This window comes from Dysosmobacter acutus, from assembly GCF_018919205.1.
In the GTDB taxonomy this organism is placed as follows: Bacteria; Bacillota; Clostridia; order Oscillospirales; family Oscillospiraceae; genus Oscillibacter; species Oscillibacter acutus.
The window spans coordinates 1,288,890-1,305,907 of record NZ_JAHLQN010000001.1; the positions used below are offsets into that span (position 1 = coordinate 1,288,890).

12 protein-coding genes are annotated in these 17,018 nt (G+C 60.1%); all 12 read right to left on the bottom strand.

The genetic code is table 11. The features are described 5' to 3' along the window. Positions 1 to 15: 15 nt before the first annotated feature. Positions 16 to 4,968 (bottom strand): LPD3 domain-containing protein, encoded by a 4,953-nt coding sequence (locus KQI82_RS06320; RefSeq protein WP_216632015.1) that lies wholly within the window; start codon positions 4,966 to 4,968, stop codon positions 16 to 18. 12 nt (positions 4,969 to 4,980) lie between these two features. Continuing rightward, positions 4,981 to 6,330: a hypothetical protein gene (locus tag KQI82_RS06325; RefSeq protein ID WP_216632016.1), complete on the bottom strand. Its 1,350-nt coding sequence runs from the start codon at positions 6,328 to 6,330 to the stop codon at positions 4,981 to 4,983. Positions 6,331 to 6,343: 13 nt separating this feature from the next. Continuing rightward, complete coding sequence (locus tag KQI82_RS06330) at positions 6,344 to 7,369, bottom strand: D-Ala-D-Ala carboxypeptidase family metallohydrolase (protein ID WP_216632017.1); 1,026 nt, start codon at positions 7,367 to 7,369, stop codon at positions 6,344 to 6,346. Beyond that, positions 7,362 to 7,640 carry a phage holin family protein gene (locus tag KQI82_RS06335; protein ID WP_216632018.1) on the bottom strand — a complete coding sequence of 93 codons (279 nt, stop codon included), beginning with the start codon at positions 7,638 to 7,640 and terminating at the stop codon, positions 7,362 to 7,364. Before KQI82_RS06335 ends, KQI82_RS06330 begins: the two co-directional genes overlap by 8 nt. A gap of 359 nt (positions 7,641 to 7,999) precedes the next feature. After that, positions 8,000 to 8,308, bottom strand: coding sequence for a hypothetical protein (locus tag KQI82_RS06340; protein WP_216632019.1), 309 nt, complete (start codon positions 8,306 to 8,308; stop codon positions 8,000 to 8,002). 14 nt (positions 8,309 to 8,322) lie between these two features. After that, positions 8,323 to 8,562: a hypothetical protein gene (locus KQI82_RS06345; RefSeq protein ID WP_216632020.1), complete on the bottom strand. Its 240-nt coding sequence runs from the start codon at positions 8,560 to 8,562 to the stop codon at positions 8,323 to 8,325. Between the two features lie 27 nt (positions 8,563 to 8,589). Beyond that, on the bottom strand, positions 8,590 to 9,096 hold the full coding sequence (locus KQI82_RS06350) for a hypothetical protein (RefSeq protein ID WP_216632021.1): 507 nt from the start codon (positions 9,094 to 9,096) through the stop codon (positions 8,590 to 8,592). A gap of 11 nt (positions 9,097 to 9,107) precedes the next feature. After that, a complete protein-coding gene (locus KQI82_RS15620; protein WP_241426634.1) occupies positions 9,108 to 10,991 on the bottom strand; it encodes a collagen-like protein in 1,884 nt (627 codons plus the stop codon). A 14-nt stretch (positions 10,992 to 11,005) separates the two neighbouring features. After that, positions 11,006 to 12,667 carry a portal protein gene (locus KQI82_RS06360; protein ID WP_216632022.1) on the bottom strand — a complete coding sequence of 554 codons (1,662 nt, stop codon included), beginning with the start codon at positions 12,665 to 12,667 and terminating at the stop codon, positions 11,006 to 11,008. A gap of 10 nt (positions 12,668 to 12,677) precedes the next feature. Further along, positions 12,678 to 14,498, bottom strand: a complete 1,821-nt coding sequence (locus tag KQI82_RS06365) for a hypothetical protein (protein ID WP_216632023.1) — start codon at positions 14,496 to 14,498, stop codon at positions 12,678 to 12,680. 27 nt (positions 14,499 to 14,525) lie between these two features. Continuing rightward, entirely contained in the window at positions 14,526 to 16,025 is a 1,500-nt protein-coding gene (locus tag KQI82_RS06370) for a phage terminase large subunit (protein WP_216632024.1), read from the bottom strand. 112 nt (positions 16,026 to 16,137) lie between these two features. Next, a complete protein-coding gene (locus tag KQI82_RS06375; RefSeq protein ID WP_216632025.1) occupies positions 16,138 to 16,977 on the bottom strand; it encodes a hypothetical protein in 840 nt (279 codons plus the stop codon). Positions 16,978 to 17,018 lie beyond the last annotated feature (41 nt).

Sequence of the window (17,018 nt, forward strand, 5' to 3'; positions counted from 1 at the left end):
TGGAGGGGGCTCTTCCTATGCATACGGGTTCTTCTTCCAGCCCTTGTTGATGATGCTCCAAAGGTCCGCCTTCTGTTCGCGGGAAAACTCCTGAGCGTCCAGGTAGGCCTGGGCCTCCGCCTGGGAGACGCCGCCGTTGCCGTCGGCGTCTAACCCATCCTGCATGGCCGCATATTCCTCCACGCTCAGCCCGGCGGCCGCCGCCTGCTTTACTTTCTCATAGCTCTTGCCGGATAGCATTTCTCCGTACCTCTGCCGCAGAGCGATGAAGTCCGCCGTGGAAATCCCTAAGTCCCGCTGGGCGTTTTGGGCGTTGAGGACCCACTCATCCACACTGTCCCTGCCCATCGCCTCCGCCTTTGCCGCCTGGTAGGCGTAGGCGCTGCAATCGCTCAGCAGCTTGGACTTTTGCTCGTCACTGGACTGCTTGTAAGCGTCGGCGCCCATCATCTGGCCCATCACCAGCAGGGCGGCGGAGCCACGGGTCCGCTGGAACTCCTGCCGCTGCTCATAGGTGAGGGGGAGCTCTTTCCCATCTGCTTTGAGTTTGGAGGGCGCGGATTTGTCCGGGTAGAAGGATGTGTCGCCGGTCGCTTTCCGGACGGCTTCCAGTTCCTTGCTGACCTCTCCCTGCGTGTAGGTGTTGACCCCCACGGGGTTCAGCATGGCCTGGAACAGGTTGAAGCTCCGGCTGCCCTGATAGGTGCGGTCCCGTCCAAAGCCGTCCACGGAACCGGGCAGAGTCTCCCGCAGTCCGGGGACGCCGCTTTTTACGTTGTCGCGCAGGCGCTCCGCCAAGGTGTCTCCGGAATAGGTGCTGCGGGGCCGGTCGTCCAGGCCCCGGGCGGCGGAGCGCATCAGGTTCGGCAGCGTGGAGGAAACCAGGGTGTTCATTGCCTCCTTGGCAAATACCTCCTTGGGGTCCTGGTTGTAGCGCACGATATCCACTGCGGCGTTTCCGATGGACTGCATCACCGGCAGCTCCGCCGTCACATCCATAAAGGAATCTGAGGTTGCGTTCCAGGCGGTGACGATGGGGCTTGCCTCCGACTTGGCCATCTCCGTGCCCAGATTCATGAGCAGGTTCAGCGGTTCGATGGAGCTGAGGTCGATCAGGGTGTCGCCGCTGCGCCACGCCGCGCCTTCTCCGGAGAGTGCCCTTTGGGCGGCGCTCAGGTTGAGCTGCGTCCCCGTAATCCCTTCCGCCTGGTTTAGTGCCCGCACGTCGGCGTCGTCCTCGTCGTCCGCCTGCCGCAAAAGCCCGGCCTGGGCAAGGAGCATAAACCCGTAGGCAATGGCGGTCCCGGTCATGCCCCGGGCCAGGTTGGAGACTGCTTTGGCCTGCCTGGCGGCGTCCACATTGCCCCGGGCCGCCTGAGCCACCACACCCGCCAGCTCCAGCGTGCCGCGCACGGCGTTCACGGGGCTGTACTCCAGGCCCCGGGACGCCAGATTGCCCGCCACCCTGGTAAAGGGGGCGATTACGTCTCCTGCACCGAAACTGTGAACGGTATGGCCGCCCACGGTTCTGCCGCTGTCTCCCACACCGATCATATTCAGCACGTCGCGGATGGTCTGGATACCTACAGACAGCTTGCTGTTGTCCTGGAATGTGCGGTATTTTGCCAGCTCCTCCGCCTGCTTGGCGGCGTAGTCCTGATCTTCCGTCTTGATCCTGCCCTGGTCCACAAGGGCCTGGGTCCGCTCCGCAGTGGAGCGGGCGGCGCCCTTATAGAGCTCGTCGGTGGCGTTCAGCAGGTAAGCCTGGTTCCGTTCCAGGGCGGACAGCACCCGGTCCGCAAGGCTGCCGCCGGCCTTGAAGGTCCGGCTGCTGGCGGTGCCATAGCGGCTCTGCGCCCCATCCATATTGACGTCAAGAGTAATTTCCGCCGCTGCCATCTGCATGGCCTTGACCGCCGCCTCGCGGGATGCCCTGGAGAGGGTGCCCTGCTCAAATGCCACGCTGCGGGTCCCTGTGAGCTTGGAGAGCGCCATGTCCAATATGGCGGCGCCCCGCATGGCCGCCGCGTCGATGCCGTAGAAGGTGGTGTTGCCGGCGATGTTCTTTGCCGCCGTTTTGGGCGAGGAGAGCATGTTCAAAATCTGGATGGTCTTGAGCTTCTGCCCGGCATTGGCGGGTATGGCGTCCGTGGAGAGGGCGGAGGTGGAGGCATAGGCAAGGCTTTTGAGCTGGTCAAAGCTCATGCTGTCCAGGCTCGTGCCCGCGATCTTCCGGAGCAGTGTGCTCTGCTTCCCGGTCAGCCCATCCAATACGCCCCGCTGCCGGGCAACATCCAGGATCACATCCTTCAATGCGGCCGTGTCGCCGTTTTCCGTGGACTCGATCTGGTTGTTCCATTGGAGGATTTTCCGGAATACCTCCGTCTTCTTGTTCTGGGACAGCTTGCTTTTCTGAAGGTTGTCCCACGCCTCCGCCTCGCCCTCTATGCGGCCCTCCGTTCCTGACCGGCTCCACTTGCTCCAGGCCTGGGTCCCCTGGCCGCCGGCTGTGGCGTGTTCGCGCATGGTGGATATCCAGTCCGCATACTCCCCGGAGTCAATCTCCAAATTGACTGCCCGGCCCTCCAGCTCCCGGCGGATCAGCTCCGCCGCGTCGGTCTGGGGGGCGTTCCATGCGGTGGCGTCCTTCAGGCTCTCCACCAGCTCATGATAGGAGTTCTCATCCACGTCCCTGATAAAGCGCCGCTCCCCGTCCTGATACAGGTAAAGGGTGTCGTCCGCAAGGCTCATGGAGCGCCCCTCGGTCTGGCTTTCATAGCGGAAGAGCTTGGCGTAGTCCTCCCGGCTCATGCCGGTGGCCTCGCCCTGATAGCGGTCATAGGGGAGGGAGTCCTGGAGGCGGCTGACCCGTTCCGTGCCCGCCATGCCCGGCGTGGTGAATCCGGCCCTTGCGCTGCCTAAGGAGTCGTCACGCCTTACTGCTCCTTCATCACCCTGCCCGTCCACGCCGGCAGAGGGATTGACAGAATCCGCCTCCTGTGCTATGGTAGGATCAATAAGAGAGGAAGTATATGCATTACTGTCAATGTTGGCGCTCTGTGCGCCCGCAACAGGGCTGTTACTTCCTCTTTTGTTTTGCAGATTGTGCGTATAATAATGGGTCTCCTGCGTGTTGGCACCTGTATTAACGTCTCGCACCTGAATCTTTACCGGCACTTCCACTCCGTCCACGATGGCCCTTGCGGTAAAGTAGTGGAATCGCGGAATGGATGTTGCCTCGTTGGCGTTGCGGTTTACCTCTGAATAGGCGTATTCCGAGTTCTTGACCAAATCCAAAAGGCGCTCAAAGCTTGCGGCCTTCTCCGGCTTCATCCGCCATCCGGTCGCCTTCTTCTTTCCATCATTCTCGAACATGATCTCCACGACGCCGTTATTAAGCCTGACGCCGACCTGCTGGCCCTTCAGATGCTTTTCATAGAATTGCTTTACAACATTGATTAACTTCTGTGCCGGGTCATTATTGATATTGCTGTACTTTTGGACGAGTGCATCTGGAATTTCAATGGCTTTTCCAGCCGTTTGCTGATAGGCAGATGCAAGGGCTGCATTTTTCCCGTCTGTGTTGCTCCCATCAATGAATGTATATTGTATTGGGCCCGCCGCCTCCCCGGAGGCGTTTTTTTGCTGCCCAAAGAGCTGCTGCTCCAGGAAGTCCCGCGACCCCTCCACGGCGGCGTTTTCGCCCCGCTGAGCGGCGTTTTTCTGCCCGGCAGAATTTCTCACCTCCCGCAGCAAAACATTGTCTTGGGCCTGCGCTGGCGCGCTGGGCCGCGCTGCCGCATCGATCGCCTTGGATGCAAGCATCTGCCCGCCGCCAAGGACTCCGCCCACGACTGCGCCGCCTGCAAATTCCCGGGCGGCGGTGGCGGGGTTGAATACGGCGTTGGGGTCGGAGACGGAGGCCAGGGGACTGCCCTTGCCGTACACACCGTTTTGGAGTGCACGTTCAATCACACCCTGTACCACTTCCTCTTTGCCCTCGTCCACCATGGAGTCAATCCATGTGCGCAGGGCTTTGCCGCCCTGCCGGAGCTCTGCGGGCAGCGTCTGGATGCCGCCGCCCACTTCTACCGCCGCATTGAAAAGGCCGTTGCCGACGGCATAAAGGGCTGCCTTTGGCCGGCTTGTCCCGTCTGCAAGGGCGTCTTCATAGCTGCTGCCCACCACTTGGGAGAACGCTGTCCAGTATTGGGGATCCTTTGCCATGGAGCTGACGGCCCGGGTCACAGTGGCCAGGGTGCCAGGGGTCAGCTCCCGCGCCGCCGTTTGGGCCACGCCTTGCGCCGTCTGGGCTGCTGCGCTGGTTCCGCCGGTCAGCATGGCCAACACTGCCTGGGGGACGGCGGCAATGGTGGCCGATCCCAATTCCTCCAGGAGCCTTGCGCCCGTGCCGCCCTTGTCCATATTCTCCTGGTAGTATTGGGCCACATTTTCATTTTCCCGGCGGATGTTTTTTGCCCAGGCGTTGAGGGGCGCATGGTCGGAGAGGGCGCCAAGCTCCTGCCCGGAGAACAGCTCGAATGGGGCCAGCACTACGTCTTCCCCCAGGGCCAGTGCGTCGCCAAAGTGTTGGGCAAGGCCTCCGATGCCCTTCTGGGCGAGGCCTCCGATGGACTTCATCAGGGAATAGGGCGTTGTATCCGGGGCCTCTACCCGGCGCAGCGTGCCGGCGGGGGAAATGTTGGCCTGCGGTGCGGCCGCCATCTGCGCCCGGGCAAGGCTCTCCGCTGTCCTGGCCTGCCGCTCCTTCTCCTTGTTTTGCTTCTTGATCGCCGTCTGGGCGCGGCTGGTGCTTTCCGCGCTTCTGGCGGAGCGCTCCAAATCTGTCAGCTGCCGCTCCCGGTTGGAGGTGGTTGGGGTGGGTTTTACACTGCTCCCCACCCGCGCTCTGACCCCTGATGCGGAAGTGCCTGTGCCATATTTCTTTTTCCACTGATCCAACGTCATGGCCGAATCCCCCTACCCGCGGTATTGATTGTAAAGGCTGCTGTAATCTCCAGTATTGATAAGGCCGTTTTGATAGGCGTCCCGGATTGCTTCCAGCAGCTCTGAGGTGGAACGGCCCGAGCGCTTCATCCCGGCCAACTGCTGTGCGACCACTTGATAATTCGACCCCGATTTTTCTTTCCGGTACTGCTCCCAGGCCTCACCGGCGCTGAGCCCGCCGGCCTTTTCGCGGGAAGCGGCGCCCCAGAGCCCGTCGGCGGCTGCGCCGTAATAGCTCTGCATCTCCCTGACCTGGGCGCTGGTGAGGCCCTGGTTGTCATAGCCTCCTCCGCCTCCACCGGAGCGGGCGGAAGAGGGAGATGCGGAGTCAGTGGCGGGCGTCATCTGGGCCTGGGCCAGGGCCACCATGGCCTGGGCGTCGCTCTGAAGGATGCCCGCCTGGTTCAGCGTAGCGCTGTCCGGCAGGATACCGGACTCAATCATAGCCATGGCAAGCTTGTATGCGTACTGCTTGGCCTCGCTTTGGGCCGCAGCTTGGGCGCTCTGCTGGTACTGGGCGTTCTGGTCCCTCTGGTTCATCTGCCGGACGAACTCCTGGTAGAGTGCCTGGGCCCGGGCCATGTCGCCTGCCGCCTTGGCCTCGTTGATGGCGTTGTTGTATTCGATGGTCAGCTGGCGGATGGCGAGGTCGTTGTCGCTCAGGGCCTCCGCCTCACTGACGCCGATGTTGGTGAGGCCGCTTTGCAGCGCCGCGTTCTGGGCGATCTGGGCCTGGCCGGAGGTGCCGGTGTTCAGCCCCCGGGCCGCTGCGAATTCGTTGAAGGACTGCTGGGCCAGGTCGTTTTGGGCCGCCGTCTGATTCCTGGTGTCCTGGAAGTTCTGGGCGATCTTCTTCTGGTTCGCCTCCAGCTCCGCCGCATTTTGCAAGTAGGCGGACTGGAGCCGTGCTTCGTTTTCCCTGGCCTGCGCCTCGTAAATCTGGTTGATGTAGTTGGAGAGGTCCGAGGAAGGAAGGGAGGAGGTGACGTTGCCCCGCTTGTCCACACTGTAGGCGCCGGAAGCGGTTCGGATTTCATTGGCGTATTTGTTGGCGTCATCCCAGGAGATGTTGCCTGCTTTGGCCTGATCCCGGTAGGACTGGATGACCGCCCGCTGGGAATCGCTCAGCCCCTGGTCCGCCGCAATGTGTTCCGTGTAGGGCGTGTTGACCTTCCCGGTGGAGGCCGTGCCTCCGCTGTAGGAGGAGCCGGACGGGGAAGGGGCGGAGGAAGCGGACGTTGCCCCGCTGGTTGTCTTCTTTGCCGCGGCCGCGGCTGCCTTGATTAGAGTGCCAAGCGCCCCGGCTGTTCCCAAAATACTCATGTTTAGCCTCCTCTTATTCCGTCCAGTCCGACCTGGTTTCCCTTACGTCCACATGGGTGAAGCCCTGCCTGGCGTAGACGCCCACGCCGCCCCAGTCCGGCATGATGGATCGGGCATAAGCGGCCACCTGGGCTGCGCTGACTCCGCTGACCGTGATGTCCGCCGCCGTGCCGTAGCAGTGCTGGCTCTGGGCAGCGCCGCCCACCTTGGCGTTGTAGGCCGGTGTCCGGTATGCGCTGTTGATCGTTACCGCCTTTCCGAAATGGCTGCGGATGCTCTGCAAGACCATCACCAGCCGAGGCGCCACCAGCACCGCGTCGGAGCCGTCCTTACAGGCGAACTCGCTGACCTTGAAGTTGGTGGACAGTTTCTTTGTCCCATCCGCCTTCTTGCTGTATGCATTGATCTCTACCATGGGCTTTTCTCCTTCCGGCTCTGTATGGCTCTCCCCTTTGTGGAGATAGACCAGGATCAGGTGCTGGACCTTCCGGGTGCTCGTGATCTTCTTCCCCACAAAATCGCATTGAGAGCTGCCGCCTCCGTCCAGCATCACGGCGCTGTCCCATCCTGCGGAATAGAGGTCATCCCGCAGCTTTTCCGGCGTCCGGGCCATGCTCCCGCCGTCCCGGGTGCAGTACAACGCAAGCCGCCCGTCCTTGATCCCAATGGCGCTGCGGCCCCGCCTGCCCCCCTGGCCGGGGTCGTAGGTGGGCTTTACGGATTTCTGCCCGTCAATAATCAGCGGCGTGCAGGCGATGTAGTTGGCCGCGTCCCCAGGCAGCACCCGCATGGAGATGTCCCCGCCCCGATCCCAGGCGTAGCCGAACACGGAGTAGCCCGGCTTGGCAATGACTCTGCCGTCTGCCTTAAGATGGCAGTTGACGGCACCGGTGCGCATGTTGTAGAGGGTGCCGTTGAGCAGGTAGTCCGCGCCGGTTGCCTTTTTAATGGCAGACAGGGTTTTGCGGGGACTGTTGAGGTAGATTTGGATACGTGCGATGTCTTTCAAGGGGATGGTGACGGCCTGAAGGTCACTCACCGCCTCCACCTCCCAGCTGTTTCACCGCCTGATTGACGCCGGTGGCGGCGAGGCCGGAGACGATGCCCACGGCCACCGCCGTCATGTAGTCCGCCGCCGGAAAGTCGGGCATGAGGAACATGCCCGTCACGCCCAAAATGCCGCCCATCGTGCCCACGATGACGGGGATATACTTGTTGTCCAGGCCAGTCACCTTGACCGCCTGGCCGATCAGGTAGCAGATCACCGTAATGACCGCTACGCCGGTAATGCCCAAAGATGTAATGTCCATATGGATTTCCTTTCCGGGCAGCAAAACAGCCGCCCTGTCGTACTTGACAAAGCGGCGCAAATTGCTATAATGGAACCAGTAAGGGCGGCTCACTTTGGTCGGTGCAGGTCGCTCCCCATTAGTCAAGTTTAGAGCTTGAAAGGAAAGCCGCTGCCGATTAGGTGGCGGTTATTTCTTTATGTACCCGAGGATACCAAAGATAACCGTTGCAAGGAGCAACAAAAGTGTCAACACTTCCATTGTCGTCATGCGCGGTCACCTCCTTGAGGAGGAACAACCTCGCCGTCCTTACTGGTGGTTCAAATATACAGCATGCGCCGCTTTGTGTCAATTCCTGCCGCCCTTCTGGGCGGCTTCTACTACTTTGCCAGTACCTTGTCAAAGGCCTCCCGGTCGCCCCGCTCAAACGCCTCACAGAGGCTGTGGTAGGGCGCATTGGCGGAAAAGTCGGTGATGTACTTGTTCAGCTCCTCCAGTGCAGCCTCCTGGGCCTTGCCGTCCATGGCATCCCAGCGCCTGCGCAGCGCAGGATAGTCCAGCTCGGCGCCGCCGTTGATGGCCATACCCTGCTGAATGTTGTTGACCAGCATCCTCCTGGCTACGCCCAAATCCTCGTTGTTGGCTTTGGCAATTTCAAAGATGTTCCATGCGTACTGTTTCAGGTTCATAAAGGATCTCCTTTCTATTTCCTGCTCTCCAAATCATCGATCCGATGATTCGCCACTTTGAGTTTTTCCTCCTCCACTGTTACGCGCTCTTCCAGTGCGTAAGTGCGCTCGATTAGGTTATTGTGCTTATGCACTTTCTGCTCAAGCTGTTCCATCCGATAGGCAATAAGTGCAGTGCTCTTCTTGTTGGCTAAATAAGCACCTGACATAGTGCCAATCATTGCGAGGACTGCGACAATGATGTTCTCCGTCACGCCCGCACCTCCATAAAATATAAAAATTTAATAGCTAAATGAATTGGATGTGATAGCAGCGGTTGTGTAATTAACCGTATACCTATTTAACCCAGAAGTTCCGCTATAGGATTTAACGCCACTAAACGCAATTGTATAATTCTGTCCCGCTTGGACAGTAAATGTGTAACTTGCCTTGGTGTCGCGTTTAGATACCACTGTGCTACCATTGTACGAAATAGTGATGGTTGCATAACCATACCATACGCCAGTGTTAATAGCAGAGTCGCAGATGACCGTGATGGTAGTTCCCGGAGCAACATAAAAACCAGTTGACGAGCTGCTTACATTGTTCACTTTCCAACTACTGTAAGCAGAAGTACCTGTAACAGTGATATAAGAGCTCGGAATAATTTTTGGCCAGAATTTTTCCGCTACGCCATCTACTCCGACATAGGCAGCCTTAACTTTGTGAGCCACTCCATCCACGCCAATATAAATATTCGTTGCTTTCCTTGCTGTCCCATCAATTCCGATATATGCTTTTCTCGCCATATCAGATCACCTCACTCATAGACAAAGTACAGCTTGCCAGTTTCCAGCGGAGAGGTTCCTGCGGTCAGGTCGGTGGGGCCGTAGGTGTAGGCTGGTGCCGCCCCCACCTGTTCCGCAGTGATATTACTCATATTTGCGGTTACAGTCGTGTTTTCTGCAATGGTCGTAATGAGAATATTTACACTCCCTAATCCGCTTGGGTTATCTCCTATAGAAGAAAACGCGACCTCATACTTCTGGTTAGCACTGTCAAAACCACTTCCAAAAGCCGGAATAACATATCCAAAAGCCATTGCAAATACAGACACCCCATTATTCATTGCTTCATAGATTTCTTTTGCTGAATGACTGGAGGTATATCCTGAATCATTCTCGCCAATTATTACAGTTAAAGGTGTGTTTTCATCCACATAGGCCTTTGTCGCGGCGTGCAGGCCGCTTGTTGGTGCCCCTGAAAGCGTCAGAGCCCCCGACAGGGTCCCGCCGGATGTGGGAAGCGCCCCGATGTCCGCCGGTGCTATTGCGTCGCTGCCGTCGGTCTTGTGGCTGGCCTTGTGGGCCGCGGGCGTCATGGAAGCAGGAAAATCCGTGATCTGCGACTTGGTGTGGCTGTGCTCCCTGGCGGCCGCCCCGATCTGCTCCGCCGTCACGCCGTGGGGGTTGCTCTTGCTGGCGATATGCCCCGGCACCTCGGCCAGGGATTCATTGAACGCCGTCTCCGTCCCGGAGTAGCCTCCCTCCACGGCGGTGGTGTAGGCGCTCTTGCCGTTCTGGCCGGACACGCCCGCCGGGCCCTGCTCTCCCTGGGGGCCGCGCGGCCCCTGTTCGCCCTGGATGCCCTGTATACCCTGGGGGCCTTGGACGCCCTGGGCGCCCTGTTCCCCCTTGGGCCCCTGCTCTCCCTGTGGGCCTGCGGGGCCTTGGGGGCCGACGGGGCCTTGCAGCGCCCCGACGCTGACCCAGCCGGCAGCGTCCACGTCCCAGATGTAGATGACGTTGTTCTCTGTGGTGCCCACGGCGTAGGCGTCCCCCTCCCCGCCGGTGGGGTGGGCGGTCTGTAAAGCCAGCAGCGTAGCGTACAGCGCCAGCACCGTGAAGCTTTTGCCGTCCGCTCCGTCGTCGCCCCGGAGGCCCTGGGGGCCCATCGGCCCCTGGGGACCGGCCTCGCCCTGGGTGCCCTGGGGACCCGCTACGCCCTGCTCCCCCTGGTCGCCTTTGGGACCCTGTACGCCTTGGACGCCCTGGATGCCCTGTGGCCCTGCCGCGCCTTGTGCGCCCTGCGCGCCCTGCACACCCTGGGGACCCTGAGGGCCCCGGACAGAAACGCTTTGAGGGGCTGTTGCGGTATCCTGGATTGAGAAGGACATGACGCCATTGGTATCTACGCTGGGGACAATACAAGGGCCGGTCATCCCTTGAATCCCCTGGCTTCCGGTGTCACCCTTGTCTCCTTTGTCGCCCTTTTCGCCATGGTCGCCCTTGACGCCGGTCACTACGGTGACGCCGTTTTCGTCTGTCACCACGCCATTGGTAAACTGCATCCGGCTCCGCTGGGGCAGGGCGTTCCCCGCCGCGTCCAGGATCACGTGCCCGGAGGAGCCGGTGGCCTCCCATACGGTGCCATCTGCGCTGACCTCCAGCACCCTGTCTGCGTTCAGCCGGAGGTATGCCACCGCGTCGCCTGACCGCTGTACGATTTTCATGACGCCAAGCCGCTCCAGCTCCGGCAGCAGCGTATCATTGAGATACCCTTGAATGGAATTCCCTGCTTTGTCAAACGCGGCTTTCAGTTCCTGGGCGGACATGCCGCCCACATCATTGGGCTCGTCGTCTAATTTCTGGATGATGTTGAGATCATCGTTCAGGGTCTGAAGCTTTTGGAGTTCTTCTGCCATGGTTGCACCTCACTTCACAGTCCCGGCACTTCGCCGGTGCGGTTGATTTCGTGCTGCAATGCGCCGTTCCCCTGGCCGACAGGGATGTCCGCCGGTATAGTTGGCGCGGCTACGCCCTGGGGTGTTCCGGCTGCCGGCATTGCCGCGCCAAGGGCAGACTGCTGGCGACGCAGGGCGTCGATGAGCCGCTCCTTGTCGGTAATCATCCCCGCCGGCACACGCTCCAGGTACTCGATGATGCCGATCTTGTTCTGCATCAGCAGATTGTCCATAGTCTGCATGGTGGCGATCTCGCTCCAATAGGAGGAGGCCCCCACGTCCAGGTTGATGGAGACCGGAATGCCGGCAAGCTGGGAGAAGTCAAAGGTGACCAGGTCGGTTTCCTCTGTCGCAGGGTGTTTCACCTCCACCCACCGCCGGCCGTAGTGGGTCTTCATGAAGGAGAGGTAGATGCGGCCCAAGTCTTCGATGGACTGCAAAAGGTCCTGCTTGGTAAGCTCCATGGGCACGGCGCTGGCCCGCTGGAGGGCGATGATGGCAGAGGTGTTATCCGGCCTGGTGTCGCCCAAAGCCACATCAGAGGCGCCCAAGAACTTCTGGGTGTATTGGATGGCCAGCTCAATGAACTGGCTGATTTGGGGAGAGATGGTGGCCGGGTCCATGATCTTGGCCGCTGAGGCCACATCGCCGCCGGCCATGCCGATGGCGGCGCCCACGCGGCTGTCCCACTTTTTGATCCGGGTGGAGTCGTAGATCACTTTTGGATAGGCGGTGGTCATCAGGGAGATCATAGACATGGCAAAGAGCTTGTTCACAAAAATCTGATTTGGGATCAGCCCTGTAATCATGGCCTGGCCGTGGTAGCAATCCTTCACATAGTCCCAGCTCATCCAGGTCACGGGGTAAAGGTCGACGCCAAGGTCCCACTCCTTTCGTATGAGGGCAGTCTGCGTGCACTCATAGGCGTGGATCGTCCCACTCTCCAAATCCCGCCACAGCCGCAGCAGCACCGTCACCTTGCTGCCGCCCAACTCGTCCAAATTCCCGCTTTCACCCGTCTCCTTGCAGTCCGGACGGATTTTGTCGCTTTCGCCGCCGTAGGTTTTGGCCCGGCGCTTTGCCTCACCAAGAAGCATCCGGCGGGAGAGGAGGATCCATGGCTGGCTCTGGAGATCGCGGCTGTTGGGATTTCCAAAATGGACCTGGGTGTTGTCCAGCACCTCGGTGCGGATGCCGCCCTTGGCGTCCTGCCCTGTCTGGATGGACTCGTCCCAGTAGGTGTAAGTGCATCCGTCCCCGTCCACGGCGGCGTTGCGGCTGAACTCCCGGATCAGGGAGGGCATTTTGTTCATCTCAAAGATGCTTTGGAACTGGTTGTTCAAAACGCCGCAGATCAGGTCCAGCTCCAGCTTGGTCCGGACGCCGGAGGAGGGGATGGGGGAGGCGTGGAGCTTTAAGTTGTCCGTGGATACGCTGGCCACGGAGAAGAGAACCACCCGCTTCAAAAAATTGAAAACCGGTGTGGGCAGGCCGTTGGACTGGACGCCCTCCCACTGCTTGCCGATGAAAAAGTTTTCGTTGTTGCGTACGCAGTCGTAGAGATGGATGCCCTCGTTGAACTCCACCGCGCCGCTGAATTCCCGGTACACCGTCTCCGGCGTCAGTTTTTCTTTCATATGCGCTCCTTTATCTCACGTTGTCTGTGTAGCGCACCTTGGCCGCTAAGGACAATATGGTGGCCGCAGCACTGGCGGAGGTGCTTTTGAAGATGATCTTCAAAAAGGCCGCCCGTTTCAGCTTGAGTTTGATCCGCCGGATCTGGGGCTTGCGGTTGGTGCCAAAGCTCCAGTGGGCAAAGTTGACGCGGCTGAAGGTGCTCAATGAGGAGGCCACCACCTTCTCCTCGTAGTCGGAGCGGCGGTTGGTCTGGGCGGTCATGGTCACCAGGGCCCCGCTCTCCGGCTTCAGGCTCACATAGAAGTAGGCCACGAATTTTTCCATCCACTCCTTTTGAAAGGACATGGACCCGGTCTCGGCATAGGCGTCGATCTCCGCGCCGTCGTCGTTGCGGTATTCCGGAGCAAGGGACCGCAGCGCTCCCGCGGGAGTCAGGAAGAAGGCAGAGCCCTCCACGTTCACCATCCGCTCGGCGGGGAAATTGGTGTACTGATACCAGGTGTTGTTGGCGTAGTTGTAAAGGAGGGCCTCGCTTCCATAGGTGAAATAGAGTTCCTGTTGCTCCTTGTGGTTGAAGATATGTACGCCGGACAGGCGATAGGTCCGCAGCGTGGAGCGGACCCGGTCACTCATGCGCACGGCGTTGCGGTCGCTGTCGGTGATGTTGCCGCTGGTGGAGGTGGCCTTCCACTCATAGGCGGTATCGCCGTCCAGCGTCACGGGATTGTTCTCCACGAGGCACGCCTGCCCCGGCGCGATGTTGCCGATCTGCCGGTTTACCGTGGTCACATAGAAGGCCGGCGTGGTCTGTCCGGAGGCAAGCTCCAGCGTGCTGTAGGAGACGGACCAGGTGGAGTCCTCTTTAAAAATGAGCAGGCGGCTGTAGTGCCGGACGCAGGAGGTGATGGATGTGTTCTCCGATCCGGCCCGCAGCTCATAGAGGTCCGGGAAGTACTCCGCCGAGGGCGCCCCATCGGCGGTGAGGCCGCTGTAGATGGTGCGGTTGGAGCCGTCCCCGTAGAGGAAGACCCGGGCGTCGGTGTTGCCGTTGTAGAGCTCGGAAAAGCGCATGGACGTGACCTCGCCTCTGGCGCCGTCGCCCTTTTGATAAGTGATCTCCACTGTGTTGATGCCCTTTTCCGGGGCGGAGGCAAAGCTCACCTGGCCCTTTTCCTGGTTTACGGTATAGGTGATGTCGGTGCCGGAGACAGAGAGCACGCTGTCAATCCCCATCTCGTTGAGCTGGAAAAGCTTGGCTATGCCGTCTGGCGAGAACTTCTGCTTGCGCAGCCCGTTGAGCCGGTTGATGGGCTCCAGCAGCGTGCCGCCGCCGGAGGGAGGGGTGGCGGTGGTGATGACCGGGATGTAGCCTGTCACCGGGGCAAACCTGCTTTCAGCTCCGCCGTCCCAGACCATATATTCGTGGCCGTTGAGCAGATACACCTTGTCGGAAAATCCAAAGAAGTGGGTGTCATCCTGAGTGCACTGCCCGACCTCTTTTGCCGCGGCGCCGTCCACATCAAAGATCAGCCCGCCGTAGGAAGCCAGCAGATGGTGGCTCTGCCCCACCTTCCCATACCAGAGTCCGCACACTTCCGGCTGTTCCGCCTTCCCCTCGGTGGTGCTCTGCTGCCAGGGTGTGTGGAGGTCACAGATGGTTTTGGTCCCGCTGCGGATTTGCAGATGGCCCTCCCGGGTGATCTTGAAATTCCGGCATACCGAAAGCTCTCCGTCCTTCAGTGTGGTGTCGCCGTCCGGGCTTTCGTTGAGCCCCAGCCACTTGTCCGCGTGGAAAATGGCCTGCTCACGTGTATTTGTAATTTGTGACAATTGTGAACCTCCTTACAAAACCATCCATTAAGCGCCATAGCTCATATAGGAGGCGCTGGCCTCGCCGCCGGTCATTGCCTTGTCATAGGGTTCCAGGGCGTCTTCTTCCTCAAAGGAAGGGGAGGGCCGCTCCGGCGTTATGGATCGGGTGATGCACAAATACCGGCAGGCGTCGACAATGTGGGTGATGTCGTGGGGCTCTGCAGCGCAGTCCGACACGTTTTTGTCGTCATGCTGGATGGCCTGTATGTTGCGGATAAGCCCACGGCACTCCCGGCTGACCAGCAGTCCGGGTTTTTCGTCGTCGCAACCTCCATATCGTTCGCTTCCGCCCTTGGGCGAAAGCTCACTCCTTCCGGTGCTCCTCCTCTCCCCACCGGACCCGCTGCGCTGGGCTCCGGCGGAGGGCCCCATGGGCTTAAGGGCTTCCTTCACTGCCATCCAGCCCTGGATGCGGTTGTTGCTGGCCTTTACCAGCCCCACACCGTGCTGCATGAACAGCTCCGCCATGGATCGCCCGGTGTCCTTCTGTCTGGCCCACATGTCAGGCGGGGCGATGGTGTAGGCGATGCGCTCCCGCTCCGGGGTGAGAGAGTGCATCAGCTCCGCCGCAGCGGAGACGATCAGTCCGGACTGCTGTACCTCCCGGTAGATGTGGATTCTTCCCTCAAAGTCAATGGCCGCCCAGAGGCAGGCGAACATGTCCAGGCCATAGTCAAAGGAGCGGATTTTTGTCCACTCCTCCGGCACGTGGATAAATGGCTCCTCCACATGGGTTTCCTCCCGGAACTCGGGGAAAAACAGCCCGCCCAAGGCGTCCCAGTCCCCGTAGCGGTGTGCCCGGCGGATATCCTCCGGCAGCAGGTCCAGCATGTTGATGTAGTCCGGGGAAGACTCCAGCAGCTTGGGGTTGTCGTCCACCGTGGCGGGGATGAAGTAATAGTCCTCCGGATTTTCTCCCTTTTCCAGGTAGTAGTGCCGCTCGATGAAAAGCCGTTTGAACCAGAGGTGGCCCACGCCGCCGGGGTTGGCGGTCAGGTACATCCTGCGGGGAATCCGGGTGACGCCGCGCAGGCACGCGCCCAGGGTGCGGAACTGCTGCTCCGTGAGCTGGGTGGCTTCGTCTATGAAAATCCAGTCGTATTCCTGGCCCTGGTATTCCAGGGCGTCCTCGGCGCTGGAGTAGTGGCCGAATTTGATGGTGGAGCCGTTGAAGAAGGTGATGAGGTGCATGGTGGCGTTGTAGCCTGCCACCTCCGGCTGGAGGGAGCCCACCAGCGGCATGATGATGCTGTTTTCCAGGTCTGGATAGGTCTTTCTCACGATCAGGATGCGGATGCCCGGATATTGGAGGCATCCGGCCTTGGCTTTCCAGCGGACCGTGTAGGATTTCCCTCCGCCCCGGGCGCCGCCGTAGCCGATGTAGCGCTGCCGGGCGGTGCAGAAGAGGCGCTGCTTGGGGTACAGGTCCCCAAGCTCAAAGGGGACGCCTTCAATATTCCGTTTGGTCGGTGAGATTTTTTTCATAAGCTTCTCCTGTAAGAGGCCGCGGGCGCTTTGCTGCCTGTGCCGGACCGGCAGATAGGGGAAAGGAGCGGAGTACACTTAAGTCTGTGCGCTCCGCTCCTTTGTTGAGAGCTTAGGCTGTGGCGGTGGTGACGCCGCGCAGGATGCCCTTGGCTTTGGTATCCAGCACAAAGCAGTCGTGGTACATGCGGAACTCCACCAGGTTTCCGCTGACGCCGGGCGGGTCGGTGTGGATTTTGTAGTCCTTGATCTTCACCGGGGCCAGGGCCGCGCCCTTCCAGACAATCAGGAAATTGGTGCCCGTGGGCATGTAGCTGTCGGGAACCACCCGGACCTCCATGGAGTCCAGATTGCCCATGGTGCCGTTGGTGATGACGGTCTTGCCCAAAACATCATTGCCCATGATCTGGTCGGAAAGCTTGCACTTGATGTACTCGCTCTGCTTGATGAGCAATACGCGCCCGCTGAGGGGGACCAGCTCGTCGCTCATCTCACCGGCGGCGGTCATGATGGTTTCGACGATGTTGGCCTTGGTCATGGTGCCGGTGACATGCTCCAATCCGGCCTTGGCCTTCAGTACGCTCAGGCGGTACTTGTCCACCGCGGGGATCACCACGCAGTCGATATTCTCCTTCAGCGTGGCGTTGGCCTGCTTGATGTTGAGCTGGTCGGAGGAATTGCCTTTGTCGATGGTGTAGACAAAGGACTTGTCCTGGCTCATGGCCATCTCCTGGTAGGTATCGCCCAACTCCGCCGGGGTGCCGTAGCGGTTGGCAGATGCGGTGCGGCTGTAGTCGTTGAGCGTGACCAGGTCGTTGGTGTAGAGGCGCAGCGTGCGGACGCCCACAAAGTCATATTTGTTGCTGAACAGGCCCTCCGTGCGGCTGCTCAGCTTGAAGCGATCCACCACCTTGGGGGAGGCTTTGCTTGCATAATTTACAGTACTTGCCATATTCATTTCTCCTTTTCCATGTCTCCCGACGTTGAAAAAAA